This window comes from Plesiomonas sp. ZOR0011 (assembly GCF_000800945.1).
Taxonomy (GTDB): Bacteria; Pseudomonadota; Gammaproteobacteria; order Enterobacterales; family CAMTGL01; genus Plesiomonas; species Plesiomonas shigelloides.
Genome location: NZ_JRKB01000061.1, coordinates 125,993 through 143,664 on the forward strand (window position 1 = coordinate 125,993; position 17,672 = coordinate 143,664).

General features: G+C 51.8%; 13 protein-coding genes. 5 read left to right on the plus strand and 8 right to left on the minus strand.

The genetic code is table 11. The annotated features are described in order from the left end of the window. Positions 1-229: 229 nt before the first annotated feature. Positions 230-2,875, minus strand: coding sequence for a glycoside hydrolase family 2 protein (locus L975_RS10625; protein ID WP_047708572.1), 2,646 nt, complete (start codon positions 2,873-2,875; stop codon positions 230-232). Between the two features lie 229 nt (positions 2,876-3,104). On the opposite strand from L975_RS10625, the gene rlmF reads away from it, so the two are divergent. Beyond that, on the plus strand, positions 3,105-4,085 hold the full coding sequence (gene rlmF, locus L975_RS10630) for a 23S rRNA (adenine(1618)-N(6))-methyltransferase RlmF (RefSeq protein WP_047708574.1): 981 nt from the start codon (positions 3,105-3,107) through the stop codon (positions 4,083-4,085). 97 nt (positions 4,086-4,182) lie between these two features. Here rlmF and L975_RS10635 read toward each other — a convergent pair whose 3' ends face one another. The 7 genes from L975_RS10635 to L975_RS10665 all read right to left on the minus strand — a co-directional run bounded on the left by L975_RS10635 (position 4,183) and on the right by L975_RS10665 (position 13,791). Beyond that, entirely contained in the window at positions 4,183-5,616 is a 1,434-nt protein-coding gene (locus L975_RS10635) for a DUF2867 domain-containing protein (RefSeq protein WP_047708576.1), read from the minus strand. Between the two features lie 286 nt (positions 5,617-5,902). Further along, positions 5,903-7,435: a bifunctional 2-methylcitrate dehydratase/aconitate hydratase gene (locus L975_RS10640; RefSeq protein ID WP_230400805.1), complete on the minus strand. Its 1,533-nt coding sequence runs from the start codon at positions 7,433-7,435 to the stop codon at positions 5,903-5,905. Positions 7,436-7,605: 170 nt separating this feature from the next. Then, positions 7,606-8,742, minus strand: a complete 1,137-nt coding sequence (gene prpC / locus L975_RS10645; RefSeq protein ID WP_047708580.1) for a 2-methylcitrate synthase — start codon at positions 8,740-8,742, stop codon at positions 7,606-7,608. Positions 8,743-8,889: 147 nt separating this feature from the next. Next, positions 8,890-9,822: a methylisocitrate lyase gene (gene prpB / locus L975_RS10650; RefSeq protein WP_047708660.1), complete on the minus strand. Its 933-nt coding sequence runs from the start codon at positions 9,820-9,822 to the stop codon at positions 8,890-8,892. Between the two features lie 39 nt (positions 9,823-9,861). Then, complete coding sequence (locus L975_RS10655) at positions 9,862-10,617, minus strand: GntR family transcriptional regulator (RefSeq protein ID WP_081995671.1); 756 nt, start codon at positions 10,615-10,617, stop codon at positions 9,862-9,864. Positions 10,618-10,859: 242 nt separating this feature from the next. Continuing rightward, positions 10,860-12,683: a glycerophosphodiester phosphodiesterase family protein gene (locus L975_RS10660; RefSeq protein ID WP_047708581.1), complete on the minus strand. Its 1,824-nt coding sequence runs from the start codon at positions 12,681-12,683 to the stop codon at positions 10,860-10,862. 379 nt (positions 12,684-13,062) lie between these two features. Continuing rightward, positions 13,063-13,791, minus strand: coding sequence for an SDR family oxidoreductase (locus L975_RS10665; protein ID WP_047708583.1), 729 nt, complete (start codon positions 13,789-13,791; stop codon positions 13,063-13,065). Positions 13,792-14,317: 526 nt separating this feature from the next. Between L975_RS10665 and L975_RS10670 the strand changes: the two genes are divergently transcribed. The 4 genes from L975_RS10670 (at position 14,318) to L975_RS17295 (ending at position 17,472) form a co-directional block, all read left to right on the plus strand. Continuing rightward, complete coding sequence (locus L975_RS10670) at positions 14,318-15,226, plus strand: LysR family transcriptional regulator (protein WP_052181415.1); 909 nt, start codon at positions 14,318-14,320, stop codon at positions 15,224-15,226. A gap of 303 nt (positions 15,227-15,529) precedes the next feature. Further along, positions 15,530-16,120, plus strand: a complete 591-nt coding sequence (locus L975_RS10675) for an FMN-dependent NADH-azoreductase (RefSeq protein ID WP_047708584.1) — start codon at positions 15,530-15,532, stop codon at positions 16,118-16,120. A gap of 128 nt (positions 16,121-16,248) precedes the next feature. Beyond that, complete coding sequence (locus L975_RS10680; protein WP_010863522.1) at positions 16,249-16,629, plus strand: DoxX family protein; 381 nt, start codon at positions 16,249-16,251, stop codon at positions 16,627-16,629. A gap of 423 nt (positions 16,630-17,052) precedes the next feature. Then, entirely contained in the window at positions 17,053-17,472 is a 420-nt protein-coding gene (locus tag L975_RS17295; protein ID WP_052181416.1) for a DUF3135 domain-containing protein, read from the plus strand. Positions 17,473-17,672: the final 200 nt, after the last annotated feature.

Genomic DNA, 17,672 nt, shown 5'->3' on the forward strand with positions numbered 1-17,672 from the left:
TTAGCCAATAGCGATCATCCAAAGGGAGCTACGGCAACAAAAGACAGACATAAAAAAGCGGCCTGTGTGAGCAGGCCGCGCTTCCCTCTTAGTATCCCTTGTATCCCTTCTTTCGAGCTAAGCACTTCTGCGCTTAGCCTATGAAAGGTCTGGTTTATTAGTGGCGATTCAGAATGCAGTAATCAATACAGAGTAAATGCGTATAAATCATGTTCGTATACATCAGTACTCAGTAAGTCGAACGCAAATCGTAAACCGTCACGCCTGCGGCCAATTCCGCACAACTCGCAGCGCCGATAAAACGTAAACGACGACGCCCTCCAATAGCCTCAGGCAGTAAGGTAAACCCTGCATCCTCAAAACGCCCTTCGCCGCTATATTCGATATGCACAAACAGCGCCGGATGCTGACTCCACAACTCGATATAGCTACCTTGCTCATCTTCGCCAATGCGGTACTCAATCTGCGCCGGTTTCAACGGTAAACGCTTAAACACATCGGGATAGAAGCTGTTTTCAAAACGTTCGTTAGGCTGATGGTTTGGTGACGCAGGATGTAGAACAACATGATAAAAGCCCCGTCGCGCCTCGCTTTCTGACGCATTCGCACTACCGGAGGCGTTACTCGGATTACGCTCGGGCAGCGGAATTTGCCAAATTGGTGCAGAGCTATCTGGCGCAGCGGTACATGTTAGCGGCCAACGCTGTAACACATCCCCCTGCCAGCTGATCTGCAATACTTCCCCATGCAGCGATTGCGTGACATGCCGTTCATTAACCAGATGCAACGTTAACATCGGCTGGCCTTGCGCATTAGGTTCATGAGCAAAAGGTTCATGAATAAACGTCGCCATTAACGGCGCAAAGAAATGACGCGCATGGTGATGCAGCAATTTCCAGCGGCCTGAATACTCAATGCTCGACCACGAACTCACCGGCCAGCAATCATTGAGCTGCCAGAACAAAATGCCGCGACAGTGGTTTTTATAAGCGCGCCAGTATTCCGCTGCCGTTTTAATAGCCAGCGCCTGTTGTACCTGACTTAAGTACAACTGCTGTTCAAAGCTGATCGGAAAGCGAAAATAGCGCGTAATCATCTCCGTGATAATGCTATTGCCCCGCCCGTTTTTCTGATGCTGTTCAAATGTTGGCGAAGTGATATTCCACTCATCCGGCTCGGCAAAGGATTTCACGGTGGGCAACGATGGCCATGACTGAAAACCGAACTCGGAGCAAAAACGCGGTTTCACGCTGTGGTAAGCATCAAAGGATTTACCGGAGTGCCACACATCCCAAAAATGCATATCGCCACGGTTGTCATCATGCCACGCATCACCAAAATCTAACTCTCCATTACACGGCGAGCTGGCCCAGAAGCGGCGCGACGGGTCTTCCTGCTCAACAACTTCGGCCAACAGACGATTCAGGCGATCGTAATTCACCGTGTATTTAACGCGCTGTTCACGGGATTCTGGATACCAACCAATCGCGCCTATCACCTCGTTATCCCCACACCATAACGCCAGTGATGGATGGTCGGCTAAACGCTGCACCTGATAACGCACTTCATGCTCAACATCGAGCAAGAATTCAGGGATTGAAGGATACAGCGCGCAGGAAAACATCAAATCTTGCCACACCAGTAAACCCAGCTCATCGCACAGATCGTAGAAGATATCCTGCTCATACATGCCGCCGCCCCACACGCGCAGCATATTCATATTTGCGGCCACCGCATCTTCAAGTAAGCGCCGATAACGCTCTGGCGTGTGACGCGACGGAAGTGCATCTAGCGGGATCCAATTAGCGCCCTTGGCGGTGATTGCTTGGCCATTGACCCGAAACAGCATACTGCTGCCAATTGCATCGTCTTCCGTTATCAGCTCCAACTGGCGTAAGCCAATACGCTTTTCAATCAACTTTTTGCGCGCAGTAATCGGTGCGTCAGTATCTGGTGCGCTAACATCAATAAAAGTTACCTGAAGCGTATACAGTGGCTGTGGGCCGTAGCCTGCCGGCCACCAACGCTGGGGATGTGCAATATCAATGCGATGGCGAAAACGCCCTTCGCCGCAAGGCTGTGGCGGTAACTCAAGATGAATCTGCTCTACCTGATGCTGCGAGTTTTCTTGTCTGCTTCCCTGAGCTGAGAATGTCGGTGAGAGCAAGGTTACTTGCGCAACTAACGGCACATTCTCTTTATCCACCTGATAGGTACAATCTACGTGCAAGCGGCAACTGCCATCAGCTCGCCACTCTTGTTCGGTACGCACTTGCAACGGCTGAACGGCAAATACCGGTTCTAGCGAGATCTCGCCATATACGCCACTGACCAATAAGCAGATCCCCCAATCCCAACCGGCATGACATTGGGTTTTACGCAGCAAATTCATGTGCGGAATCTGATTATTCCCCTGCGCCCAAGGGATAGGGAAAGGCAGGCGCGACGCCCGATCCACAGCTTCCACGTCATTACGCAACAACCGAATTTGGATTTGGTTTTCCCCTGCCACGACCCACGGCAAAATATCTGCCTCAAAACGCCAGAACATATTGTGGCACTGCAACACTTCCTGCCCATTGACCCATACCGTCGCCATGGTATCGACAAAGGTAAGACCCAGCAGCAGCCGACTGGCCGACAATTCGTGCGCAGATAAGGTAAAGGTACGAGACAGATGCCATTCACTTTCCCCTACCCACTGCACCTGCTGTTCATTACAGGCAAAATAGGGATCGGGGATCAAATTCGCCTCTAACAAGGCGCTGTGGATATCGCCCGGCAACGAGCAACGCGTGTGAATCTGAGGGTGCTGCGGCGATGTCAGCGTCCATTCCCCGTGTAAGCTATCACCGTATAAATTTAGTGTCGGCAAAATGAGATCCTCTCCGAATGCTTGCTGTTCTTCTCATTCCATTGCGTACCGCAATACGCACAGTATGTGACCCATTTTAAAGAGGCAGGCCACAAACATGAGTGACACATGGCCAGTAACCGACGCGCAAAACACCACCTAAGCCGAGAAACAACGATAAATGCGAAAGATGTCCGGTTTTCCGCTATTATTGTTGTCAATCTTTGTAGCCTGAAACCCAGACATCCTGATGAGTGACACCAAATCTAATCTGCACCCACGTAACCTGCACCGCTCTTCGTATGACTTCGCGGCGCTGACCGAAGCAAGCCCAGAGCTGGCCAACTATGTCCAGCGCAACGCCTATGGCACCGATTCCATCAATTTCTCTGACCCAAATGCAGTGAAAGCCCTGAACCGGGCGTTGCTGAAGCATTTTTATGCAGTTGAAGGCTGGGATGTTCCTGAAGGCTACCTCTGCCCACCGGTTCCGGGGCGTGCCGATTATGTTCACCATCTAGCTGATCTGCTGGCCGAAGCCAATCAAGGCCGCATTCCGAAAGGTAAACGCATTACCGGTTTGGATGTCGGTACTGGCGCGAACCTGATTTATCCGCTGCTGGCCCATCACAGCTATGGCTGGAATATGGTCGGTTCGGAGATTGATACTGTCGCCATCGCGTCTGCTGAGGCTATTTTAGAGCGCAATCCAGCCATGCAATCAGCGATTACGCTGCGTACACAAACTCAACTTAGCGACATTTTGCGTGGCATTATTCAGCCGGGCGAAATGTTTGACTTCACCCTGTGCAACCCGCCATTCCACGCCTCAGCGCAAGAAGCGGCAGAAACGACCCAGCGTAAGCGCAGCAAGTTGGCCTACAACCAAGTCTCGCGCGGTAATGCCAATACCATTGATGCCCAGCCGGCACTCAATTTCGGCGGTCAGCATAATGAGCTGTGGTGCGATGGCGGCGAAGTGCGTTTCATCAGTGACATGATCCACGAAAGCCGCGAATTTGCCGGCCAGTGTTTCTGGTTTACGTCATTGGTATCGAAAAAGACCAGTTTGCCAGCGCTGTATGAAGCGTTGAGCGAAGTGGGCGCGACCGAAGTGAAAACTATCGAAATGTCGCAAGGGCAGAAAATCAGCCGCTTTATCGCTTGGACCTTCTTCACCCCAGCCCAGCAAAAAGCGTGGCGCATGTATCGTTGGAATGCACGTGGCTAATCTTGCAGTCGCGATAACGTAATTAGCCTAGAAACCGGCTTAAAAGCTAAAAACAATAAGGGATAAACCGTTTGGTGTTTATCCCTTTATTTTTTCATTAATCCATCACGGGAATGCCGGCGCGCTGCTCGGCTTGCTTGGCGATAGCCTCGGTCATCCCTTGAAAGATAAACAGATGAAACGGCAACATAGCCAGCCAATAGGCCAATCCCCACGCGCCCTGTGGGTGCCAATGGGCAGTTACGCGAATGCGCGTTAGCCCTGACTCTTCGGGAAGAATCAGAAACTCTAATCGCCCAACACCCGGCGCTTTCATATTAAACAGCAAATCTAACCGCCGCCCTTCATCAACGCCCAAAATTTGCCAAGAATCGAGCATATCGCCTTTCACAAATTTATCCGGATTGGTTCGACCGCGCGTTAACGCTGGCCCGCCAATCAGATGATCCATCCACTCACGAATCACCCACAGCTCATTCATGTAAAAATATCGCTGCTCGCCACCGAGTAATTGCAGCTCTTGCCACACCGTATCGGTACTGGCTAAACAGAGTGCTTCGCCACTGGCGGTGCGATCGTAAAAACCATATTCGGGATGACGCCAGCGTAGCCCCAACGGCGTTTCTTGCCCTTGCTGCTCCGCACCAAGCTTTTGCTCCAACGCCAAACTTTCCGCCAGCGCCTGATCAAAGCTCAGCAAGGTTTGCGGCAATAGCGCACGTAACGCCGCATCATCGGCAGGAATATCGTGTTTAAGTCCGCCGACTAACGCTTTTGCCACCGGCTGCGGTACCGAGGTGACAAACTGCAACCACCACGCCGATAATTTGGGGCTCAAAAACGGTACCGGAATAATCGGGCAACGCTTACCGATATGCGCAGCAAATTTCTGTAACTGTTGCTGGTAACTGAGCAACTCTGGGCCAGCAGCATTGAAAATCTGTCCTTCGATTCCCTCAGCTTCAATCAGGCCGGTCAAATAGTAGAGCAAGTTCGACAGCGCAATCGGCGGCGTGCGCGAACGCACCCACTTGGGCGTTACCATCAATGGCAGGTTATAGACCAGATCCCGCATCACCTCGAACGCGGCAGAGCCCGGCCCAATGATGATCCCCGCCCGCAACTCGACGGTTGGAACACCTGAATCTCGAAATAGCTCACCGCAATAACGGCGCGAGTTAAGATGTCGACTGTGGCAAGATTCGGGCTGAATCGCCCCAAGATAGATGATCCGGCGCACACCTGCCGCGCGCGCTGCCGCCGCAAAGTTCTTCACCCCTTGCTGCTCTAAACGGTGAAATTCAGCGCCTGAGCCCATGGCATGCACCAGATAAAAAACCGTGTCGATGCCGGTTAATGCAACCTGTAAGGTGCGCGGTTTGAGGCTGTCGGCCAGACGAAACTCCACGCCCTCTGGCAAACGGCACGAACGCCGCGCTCCCGCCACCACCTTATACCCCTGCGCTTGCAAATGAGGGACAAGGTAAGATCCGATATAACCCGCCGCGCCCATAACCAGACACTTTCTCATGCCACACTCCCTTTGCGAATTCAGCTCTACCATAAAGCAAAATGGGTGAATTCAGAACGACTCTTGTCGTAAAGATTAACAGATGAAAAATATCGTTATCACAAACGATTAAGGAAAACGGATACAACTCGCCGACTCGCCCTAAAAAGAGTGAGCGGAAGAGGATTAACCAGCAGATAAAAAATGACGCGCCCATTAACGCATTCGCCAATTAGCTTAATGGTTAAGAGACGCGCCAGTTTTCACGATTTGAATTTTCTATGCTGGAGTTTCTATGCGATTAGACTTAGTTAATCACCCACAAATCCATAAATTGGTTAACCGGAATCGCAGCAAATGCATCCAACGAATTTGTAGCGTTTGCAGAGTATCCGAGATCCCCCTGGTTGGCGTCGTCTACACCGCACTGAGTCAGAATGCGCGCACATTGTGCCGCTGGGAATCGAGTTTGCAAGCTAGCGCGGAATTTGGCCAACAACAACGGAATGCCCTCTTCCCGACGACGACGATGCCCGACCGGATATTCCACCGCAACTCGCTCACTGCATGAGCCATCGCGATAAAAAATCTGCACCGCATTGGCAATCGAACGTTTAGTCGGGTCAAGATAATCGCGGGAATAGGCACTGTCTTCGCGTACCACCATCTTCTCGCGCAGCGCATCAATACGGGGGTCAGCACGATGGAATGCATCTTCATACTGCTCAGCGGTCAACGTACCATACAACAACGGCACTGCAATCATGTACTGCAAGCAGTGATCACGATCGGCGGGATTAGCCAGCGCACCAGTTTTGGAAATGATGCGCACAGCTGACTCATGGGTCGTCACTTCAATACGTTCAATATCTTCAATGCCCGGTTGTTCACTACCACGCTGAGAAAGATAACGCGACGATTCGTTACAGTGTAACGTTATCGCGCACTCCACGGCAGTTTGTGCATGGAACTCTGCCGGATACGAAATCTTAAACAGCACATTTTCCATCACGTAAGACGCAAAAGGCTGACTCACTCGCAGTGGTTCGCCATGCATCAACACATCGCAAAAACCCCAGCGCGGCGCGCTGAGCACCGATGGTAAGCCCATTTCCCCTTTCATAGTGATCATCGCCAAACGTACCGCGCGTGAAGTGGCGTCACCGGCCGCCCACGATTTGCGTGAACCAGCATTCGGTGCATGGCGATAAGTCCGTAATGCGCCACCATCAGCCCAAGCTTGTGATAAGGCATCGATCACCTGCTGACGATCACCGCCTAACAGCCGCGTCACCACCGCCGTGGATGCCACACGCACCAACAACACGTGGTCCACCCCGACACGGTTAAAGCTGTTCTCCAAGGCCAATACGCCTTGAATCTCATGGGCTTGAATCATGGCCACCAGCACATCGCGTAAAGTCAGTGGCGCATTGCCTTGCGCCACGGCTTTGCGGCTCAAATAATCAGCCACCGCCAAAATAGCCCCTAAATTATCAGAGGGATGCCCCCACTCGGCAGCCAACCACGTATCGTTGTAATCCAACCAGCGGATCATGCAGCCGATGTTAAATGCGGCGGTGACCGGATCCAGCTCATGTGACGTCCCCGGAACACGCGCACCATGGCGCACTGAGGTACCCTCCACCAGCGGCCCCAAGTGCTTGGTGCATTCAGGGAACCGCAGCGCGAGTAATCCGCAGCCGAGTGTATCGAGCAAACAATAGCGCGCCGTGGCTAATGCTTCGGCGGATGGTTCAGTGCAATCCATCACATAATCGGCAATTTGGCACAATAAGGCATCCGGTGCTGGTCGCTGATTTAATTCCGCTTGATTGATTCCGTGCATGGTTGAACTCCTTGTCGGGTATAGCATTTTTGCGTGATAAGATATTGATATTAGATATTTTTACTACAGCGCGCGTTCTTGCTATTGAAAACAGCAAATTATTGGATGATGACTTATATTGATAGTCTTGGTTCTTCTCATCCATCAATTAACGCTCTGCTTTATCGCTCAGCCAAGGGCAACCAACTGCGCGGCTCAGGGCCGATATAATCAGCGCTGGGGCGGATAATGCGATTATTAGCGCGCTGCTCGAAAATGTGCGCCGACCAACCAGTCACCCGACTGAGCACAAAAATGGGGGTGAATAACAGTGTGGGAATTTTCATAAAGTGATACGCACTGGCATGGTAGAAATCGGCGTTCGCAAACAGCGCTTTTTCACGCATCATCACCGTTTCAATACGCTCAGATACTGGGTAATAGCGGGTATCTCCGGTCTTCTCTGCCAGCTTTTGCGCCCATGCTTTGATTAAGGCATTGCGCGGATCATGGGTACGATAGATGGCATGACCAAACCCCATGATTTTCGCCTTCGTCGCCAGCATGTCTAAAATCCCCTGCTCGGCGTCTTCTGCGCTAGCAAAACGCTCAATCATCTCCATGGCCGCCTCATTCGCGCCGCCATGTAATGGCCCGCGCAATGTACCGATCGCCGCCGTAATCGCTGAATGATAATCAGACAGCGTTGACGCACACACACGAGCAGCAAAGGTAGAGGCATTAAACTCATGCTCGGCATACAAAATCAGGGAACAGTGCATGGCTTGCACAAATTCAGGATCAGGGCGATAGCCATAAAGCAGATGCAGGAAATAGCCGCCGGTGCTGATTTCTGGCGAGTCAGTGCGAATTCGCACATGCTGGTGGCTAAAGCGGTACCAGTAGCAAATCATTGCGGGCAAAACGGCCAGTAAGCGTTCGGCAACGTGCACTTGTTGCGAAAAATCAGTTTCCGGCTCCAAATTGCCTAGCACGGAGCAGCCGGTACGCATCACATCCATCGGATGCGCGGAGGCCGGAATGTGCTCTAAGACTATGCGCAGTTTTTCCGGCAAGCCACGTAATGCCACCAGATGTTGGCGATAGGCTTCTAGCTCTTGCTCGTTGGGCAAATGACCGCGCAGCAGTAAAAATGCCACTTCCTCGAAGCAGGCAAAACGCGCCAAATCGCTGATATCATAACCGCGATAGGTCAATCCAGTGCCACTTTTCCCGACGGTACAGAGCGCTGTTTGCCCTGCACTTTGTCCGCGTAATCCTGCGCCACCCAGCGCAGCCGGTGTTGGAGAGCTTGTCATAATCCATTCCTTCCGTATCAGTGAGAACTGCATATTCGGAGAGGCAGACCAGGACATCCGATGCCTGTAGGTTCAGGGCACCGCCGCGCTGCGCTCTAGATGTCATTTTCGTTATGTTTTCAATATATTCAGAATTAAGTACCGTTATTAAAGGGCGCTTTTTTCGGCATTTTGGCTGAATAACCGGTCTAAGGTTTGCTCATAGCGCAAGTAATCCAGATAGTGGTACAGCTCGGCGCGCGTTTGCATTTGATCCATAAGCACGGCCTGCGATTGCGCCTGCGCTAAATGCTGATACACCCTCTCGGCGGCGCGATTCATGGCACGAAAAGCAGTTAAGGGATACAGCACCATCGCCACGCCCTGCTCGCCCAATTCTCGACATTCAAACAACGGGGTTTGCCCAAATTCGGTGATATTCGCCAATACCGGCACACCGACAGCCGAGGCAAAACGCCGGTATTGCGCTAAGGTTTGCATCGCTTCAGGGAAAATCATGTCAGCGCCAGCAGCCACACAAGCCAATGCGCGCTCAATGGCCGCATCCATGCCTTCAACGGCTAAGGCATCGGTACGCGCCATAATCACAAAATCAGGATCGGTGCGCGCATCCACTGCGGCGCGAATCCGATCCACCATTTCAGCCTGACTCACAACCGCTTTATTCGGGCGATGACCACAACGTTTCTGACTCACCTGATCTTCAATATGCACCGCCGCCGCGCCAGCGCGCTCCATCTCGCGAATAGTGCGGGCAATATTGAGCGCGCCGCCAAAGCCCGTATCAATATCCACCAGTAGCGGCACATCGGTCACCGCGGTGATACGACGCACATCCGTCAGCACCTCGTCTAATGAGGTCATGCCTAAATCCGGTAATCCAAACGAGGCATTCGCAACCCCAGCACCAGACAAATACAATGCTTGATGACCTGATTGCGCCGCCATTAAGGCGCAATAGGCGTTCACAGTGCCCACAATTTTAAGGGGGCCTCCATGATTGGTATTACCTTGCGCGACTGCGTGACGAAAGCGCGCGCCGGGCGATTTTCCTTGCTTCAGACCGTCTAGGGTGGGCATCAGCATCTCTCCTTGTCGCTGTCAGTGTTGTGGTGATAATTAGGCCAGTTGCTGCTCAATCAGCTTGCGACTGCGTGCAATATGGCGACGCATCAGCAGCTCTGCCAGTTCCCCATCTGCGGCGGCTACCGCCATTAAAATCTGGCGATGTTCTTCTAATGCCGCTTGCGGACGGGAATGGCTAGTCGGTGCCTGACTGCGATACATGCGCAATGGGTGGTACAACTCATCGCACAGCAACGTAATCAAACGACGATTCGCGCTGGCGTGAATAATGCGGTAGTGAAAGTCAAAATCGCCCTGCTGATGGAAATAAGATGCGCCATCAACATCACGAATGTAGTCACAATGGGTATTCAGCAATTGCTGCAAGGCTTGCAGCTGCTCAGGGGTAATATTTTCTGCCGCCAACCGCGCCGCCATTCCTTCAAGCGCCTCGCGCACGGCGTACAATTCACTTAAGCGAGCCAGTGACAACGTCACAACCCGTGCGCCGACATGTGCCACCCGCTCGACCAATCCCAGCGATTCCATCTTCATCATGGCTTCACGCAGCGGCCCACGGCTCACCCCGAAACGGCGCGCCAGCTCGGGCTCAGACAGCTTGCTTCCGGCAGCAATTTCACCGCTGACAATTGCCTCACGCAAACTGTCGGTCAGACTTGCAGCTTTAGTGGCATCGCGCAGTGGCAAAGTCAGCATCTCCGCGGCATGCGCTGCTGCGTCAGTCGATGAGTGCTCAGTCGTTACACGCGAAGATGTAGATAAAGATAGTGATGAAGAGGACGACGCCATCCTGCGCTCCTGTCGACACGGATTCAGCAGCGCATGAGATTATGCAACTGCATCCGTACTCTGATGCTTAATTAAGCACCAGTAATGCAGTAACTCAAGAAAATTGTCGACAATATAGACTAAAGTCGCAGCGCCGGTGCATGGCTAGCACCGGCGCTTATATCGGAGAAAATTACAGGGTTTTGACCGCGCTTTTATAGAGCCTGTTATAGAACTGGTTACAGAACCATTTACAGGACTATTTACAAGATATAGCGCAAGCGCAGCGCCGTTTGCTCGACCGGTGACAGAGCCAGCCACTGCGCCCGAATATCCGCAGCTTCTTGCGGGTAATCCGTGATCAGCACATCTGCTCCCAACGCCAGCATTCGGATCATCTGACGTGGATTGTTGACAGTCCACACATGCACTTGCTTGCCACCTTTGTGTGCTCGCGCGATAAACTTCTCATTCGCCACGCTCTGATTCACGGCCAAAAACTGAGTATCGGCTTTAATCGGATCGCCAATAGACTGCGTCACAATCAATCCGGTACGAATTGATGGGTCAAGTTTTCGCACCTCTTCGATGGCTTTGGCTTCCAAGGAAGTAATGACCACCTGCTGGGTCATCCCCTCTTTTTGCAGCATCGCCACTACCGCCGCGGCCAATGTCGGATCTGGGCGGTTGTATTTAAGCTCGATATTCAGACCGATGCGCCCACGCGCCTCATCCAACATTTGGCGTAATGTCGGCACCGGTTCACCACGAAATGCTTCGCTATGCCAAGCACCAGCATCGCGCTGTTGGAGCTCTTCGTGGCTCAATTCGGCAACGCGCGCCGGATCGCCAGCAATACGCATCAAATCCGCATCGTGCAGCACCACCAATTCACCATCCGCGGCCGTTTGCACATCAATTTCAGCATAATCGGCTTTCTCAGCAATGGCTTGGCGCAATGCCGCTACGGTGTTTTCTGGGCCTCGCGCAGCCCCCGCGCGGTGCGCGGTGATCAGAATTTCATCGCGCTGCGGCTCGCCACTGAGTGCATAAATGCCGAATCCAAGCATCACCACAAATGCACCGGTCAACACGCCGCCTAAGGTGCGCACCGACAAATCGGATGCCTGCTTCACTGCTTCGCGGCCCAGACGCTCCAAGCCGGCCGGTTTTTCGCCAAAATCACGATACAGCAATTGGATAATGTACGCCTCGCCAAACATCCCCAGCAATGACCAACCGGCACTGAGCATAAACACCAGCGCGGAGACTAACGCCAGAAACGTCACTTCGGCAGACAGATTAAGGGCTAATTGATCCAATAGCCGATCAGCGCTCCAAGAAATCAAGCGGATCAGCGGATACGCCACTGCGCCAACCCACAACCACCAGCCAGCCGCGCGCCACACAATCGCCATTTCATGGCCCGCGCTCAACCGCCAACTGCGGCGCAATGCCGTAACCACATTCACCGGCTCACTGACCATAATGGTCAACGCAAACGCCGTTCGCGCCCACAAATGCAGCACCAAGATGGCATAACCGAGCGCTAATACAGCGCCACCGCCGAGCGCCAAATACCACTCCATCGGTTTGTAATAGAGGTAGTAATTGATGTCATGTCCTTGCAGCAGCAGGCTAAACAGCAGGTAACCCAAACCGGCAAAAGGCACACTGAGCGCCAACAGCGTCACGGCATACAAGATCCCTAAGCGCAGAAATACCGGTAAGCGACCAAGAGCAAACACCAATGCGCGCACCGGTCCAATCGGGTAACCGTATAATCCGGAGGCGGCCAAAATCGTCACCCCAGCACGCTGGGTAAAAAACAGCGTAAAGCCACTGCACAGCGCCGTCAGAATGAACAAACCGCCATAGGGCGATATGGCAAAATCCACCAAGTCGTAATTGGTGATGGTGACATTGCCGCTACGGGCAATCAGATGATTCAGCAACCAGCCGAATGCTGGCACCATCACCCCCGCCGAAATCAGGGCAAAGACCAGCTCAAACTCGATCAGTTTTCTGCCGCAAGTTCGGATAGCTCCGAGCGTTTGCTGCCAATAATGGCGCTTGGGATACAACATGCAGACTCCTGTACACGAAATTCAAACACGCCACAGGTCAGCATCCTTAATGCCAATAACGTTGCCGCGTGTATGCGCGATTTTACCCGATTACAGCACTCTAACCTGCAGAGTCTGAACCGCGTATTAACCATTATGCACGGGAGATGATATGGAGAGGAGATTAAAATAAGGGATGGATAGAACGCTTGGAATGATGGAAAGCTAATGCGCAGTAATAAACGGTACAGTCGTAAACAGGGAAAGCCATAAAGAAAAGGCGAAGGAGTCTCGCTCTCCCTCGCCTTTTTCAATCAAGTGACTCATTTTATTAGCTAAATTGAGCCACCGCATTAAGTTGCATTATGTTATCGCGCCACGCTTTCGCTTTTGCGCTAAATTACGGCTGCTGACGTGTTGCCGCCAGAACGATTTCACGGATACACAACGATTGTGGTTGCTCGTAAGCAAAGCGGATCGCCTCGGCAATTTGCTCAGCTTTCACTACGCCGCCCATCTCCGTTTTCCACGCTTCATAGCCTTCTTTGATGCTATCGCTGGTGGTATGAGACAGCAGCTCAGTTTCTACCGCACCTGGTGCGATGGTGATGCAACGGACATTGTCCATCGCCACTTCTTCACGCAGCCCTTCGGTAATCGCATGTACCGCAAACTTGGTACCGCAATACACGCCGTGATCAGGGAAGGTTTTACGCCCAGCAATCGAACTGATGTTGATGATGGTGCCGCTCTTACGCTCGCGCATCCCTTTCAGTACGGCATGGATCCCGTTCAGCAAACCGCTCACGTTAACATCCAGCATTTGTTGCCACTCTTTCGGATCTTGCTCGGCCATATTACCCAGCAGCATCACACCGGCATTGTTAATCAGTGCATCTACCGGACCGAACTGCGCTTCGGCCTGTGCTATCGCCGCTTTCACCGCGTTACCATCAGTGATATCAACCTGACAGCACAGGGTGTTTGGCAGATTCAACGCTTGCAGACGATCAACACGACGCGCCAACAGCAGCAATGGGTAACCGCGAGATGACAGCAAACGCGCAGTGGCGGCACCGATCCCAGAGCTTGCACCGGTGATCACGATCAGGGATTTAGAGTCTTTCATGGCTACCTCAAATAAATATTTCAAATAAATCGCAGTGAGGCCTCAAAACAACGCAAGACATCACTGTGAGAGACACGGTGATAAACATCGCTCTATAAACAAGAGTAATCGCATAATCCGTGTCTGTTCGATGTGGCGTACTATATCCCCGTAAGAAATGAGACTGAAATGGGAAAAATCACTGGCAAGCATAACTAAAACCTATGACAACGATCTCGTCAGACTCTCTATGAACGGCTAAAGAAGCTATTAGCAACCACAATATTGGCCTGTTTGATCAGCATACGAACAAAATTTAGCCATACCTCAACGACATAGCGAAAACAGACTGCACGAGATTGATAGCAACGAATTTCTCGCCCCATAAATGACGCATTTTTCACCAAATAAAAGCAAGTTACGCCTACAGTGATAAGTAATACCGATAGCAAAATAAGGTAAATGACATTTATCCGGTATATCGCCCCGAGAAATTTGATACAATCTGGCGATACAAGCCGATCAGAAATAAAAAACAGTTATCACTATGGATTACCGTCTGCTGCGTGCGTTTACCGCCGTGTTTGAAGAAAAAAATATGACTGCCGCCGCGCAGCGTTGCCACGTGTCGCAACCGGCTTTATCAGCCAGCATTCGCCAGTTGGAAGAGCAGCTCAATGTCACCCTGTTCATTCGGCAACCCAAAGGCGTCGCACTGACGGATGAAGCGCGCCGACTGTATCCGAGCGCCCGCCGCTTGGTGAATGAGTTGCAAAACCTGCCCACGCTGTTTGCGCAGCAAGGTGGCGCGGTGAGTTTGTCGGTGGGATTGATGGCCGATCTGGGGCAATACTGGCAAAGCCAATTGATAGCCGAATGCTATGCCGCCCTTCCCGGATTACAACTGACGTTGCTACAAGGCTGCGCTGGCGATATGCGCATTGATCGCGATGACGCTCTGTGTGACGATGACCTGTTCTTCCCCCTGCTGGATGATGCCTACCATCTGGCCGTTTCAGCACGACATCCCTTTGCGCAGCAGGTGCGGGAAGCGATAAGTTCGGAGCAATCCCTTACGCTGGCCGACGTTCCCGCACAAGAATGGTTGGCCTGCCACGCCAGTGCCAGTTATCAGCGTATTATGGGCGTGTTGTCGCAGCACTCACTGGTGTTAACCCCCAAAGGCACCACCGACAACCACCAGCAATTGGCCGCCATGCTTAATGCGGGTTTAGGTATTGGGCTACTGCCACAAAGCTTGTTAGCGGATTGGCCGACCTTGCTGCATTGTCCGGTGCCAGAACTCGCCCTATCGCGTCGCATCGGTTGGTGTTATAGCGTGGAAGCCGCGCGCAATCCGGCCGTGCAGCAAATCATTCAGCATTTTACGCACGGTACGGTAACCGACGCCGAGCCAAGCGAGCCAAGCGAGCCAGAATCGCTGCTGCGCTGTTAATCTGCGCACGTATTCACTCACTGCCGGTACCCATATATGGCCGGTGGTGAGTTATTCCTTTTCTTGCTAGTCACTTTACCGCATCCATCACCACTGAGTTTCTCTCCACGTTTCTCTCCTCTTCCCCCCGATTACACAGCCCACTCGTACCAAGCGATAACCAAATTATTCTATTTTTTAGAAAAATGAGCGCGATTTTTTGCGCTTTTTCACACCGATATTTCGCGTAAATTGAATAAACAACGAGGGATGATGTTGCAGTAAACGGAATCCACGACCCCGAATAATGAACGGAGAAACATCATGAGTAAGGTATTGGTTTTAAAATCCAGCATTATGGCTGAGCACTCTCAATCCAACCGGATGGCAGATTTCCTGATTGAGCAGCACCAAGAAAAAGGTGACAGTGTCACTGTGCGCGATCTGGTGGCAAACCCAATTCCGATGCTGGATAGCGAAACCGTGGGTGCGCTACGCCCTTCCGGTGAGTTAAGCGAGCGTCAACGAGAAGCAGCAACACTGTCAGATCAACTGATCGCCGAGCTCAATGACCATGATGTGATTGTGTTTACTGCGCCAATGTACAACTACAGCATCCCTGTGCAACTGAAAACTTACATCGATATGGTGCTGCGTGCAGGTGTGACCTTCCGCTATACCGAAAACGGCCCTGAAGGTTTGGTGAAGGGGAAAAAAGCCGTAGTCCTGACCAGTCGCGGCGGGATCCACAAAGGTTTACCTTCTGACCTGATCACCCCGTATATGCAAACTATACTCAATTTCATCGGCATTACTGACATTCAGTACATTTACGCCGAAGCGCTGGCATTTGGCCCGGAAGCTGTCGCGCAAGCGCAACATGCCGCACAGGAAGCAATTGCTGAACTGATGTGATGGGCGTAAGTCACATCGCTGAATACAAGCAACAACACAATAAGAAAGGCTCCATCGCAATACCGTTTTATTGCAGGACATGCTTTTTACAGACGCATTCAAGGTTGCAGGAATAGAAGGAACATCCCATGAGATTCATTGATTTACTCGCTCGTGCTCTGATGGCACAAATCTTCATCATCGCTGGCTGGGGCAAACTGGGCGCCGGTTATGCCGGAACCGAGGCCTACATGCAATCTGTTGGTTTACCGGGTTTCTTGTTACCGCTGGTGATCTTGTTGGAGCTCGGTGGTGGTATTGCGCTGCTGGTGGGCTTCCAGACACGCCTCATCGCCGCAGCACTGGCGCTGTTCTGTGTGGCAAGCGCTGTGATTTTCCACCTGCATCCACAAGATGGTATGCAAATGATCATGTTCATGAAAAACATCGCAATGGCCGGTGGTCTGCTGATGATGGTGCAATATGGCGCAGGCGCACTGAGCTGGGATCACAAACGCAAATCTGCGTGATAGCCGATGAGAAACTAGATCAGATTCTTACTCGAGCCCGCATTGCGGGCTTTTTTTTGTTCTATCAGAACGCTGCCTCTTTTCTTTTTATTTATTCTTTATTTTCAATTAGCTGAACCCTGAATTCATCACTTTTCCCAATTTTATCCACAGAACCTGTGTGTAACTTTGCCGTCATCTGTGAATCATCTGACATTCCATCCGAAAATGTAGCGCTATTTCATCATCGCCATACAAAAGTCTTGCTCAATGTGCTTGGGTTCGCTGACTTTAAGCACTCACAACAGAGCCAACTCTCGTGCAACATGGCAAAACCCGCAGACTGCGCTAATACTCAGAGCAAGTACCCTGCGTACTTAAGTGTGAAATGTGTAGAAGGCGGTATACAACAGAACCGCTGGAGCGAATCAGAGGGTGAAGGCCATGACATCGTCAGCAACATCCGCATCGCCGAACCTGCTGTTACCTTCGTTTGATGAGTTAGTGCGTTTGGCCAAAGAAGACCCGCAAGCTTTGGAAAAGCTGCGTCATGCGCATGCCGAAGCGCTAATTAATGCCGCCTCACCACGCTCGCAACCGCATTTGCGCGCTTTGCAAGGCCATATTGACCGCTGCATTTCGACCGGCAAAAATCCCCTGCACACCTGCGTGTTACTGAATCGCTTACTGATGCGTCAACTCGGTACGTTGCAGCAGGTTTTGAACCGCCCTGGCGAGTTTATGGGGCAACAGGCTCAAATCCTGCCCTTTGGCCGTAGTGCGCGTAACACTGATGCCCCTTCAGTCACTAAAGCATCAACAACACAAACATCATCTTCGTCCCCCAACGAGCCCGTCAACTAAAGATGCGCTAAATGCCCGGTAATCCCCATCGGCACGATTTGAATGAATTACAGATACGATTTGTATGAATAAAGTGCGCAGAAACTTGTCTACCTGACCTATTCCATGCATGATACTTACCCAGAAAACATCTGTTTGGTCAATCGCCTAGCGCGTTTGATACGAGCCAGATGCATACTCTCACTCATCACTCCACGAAT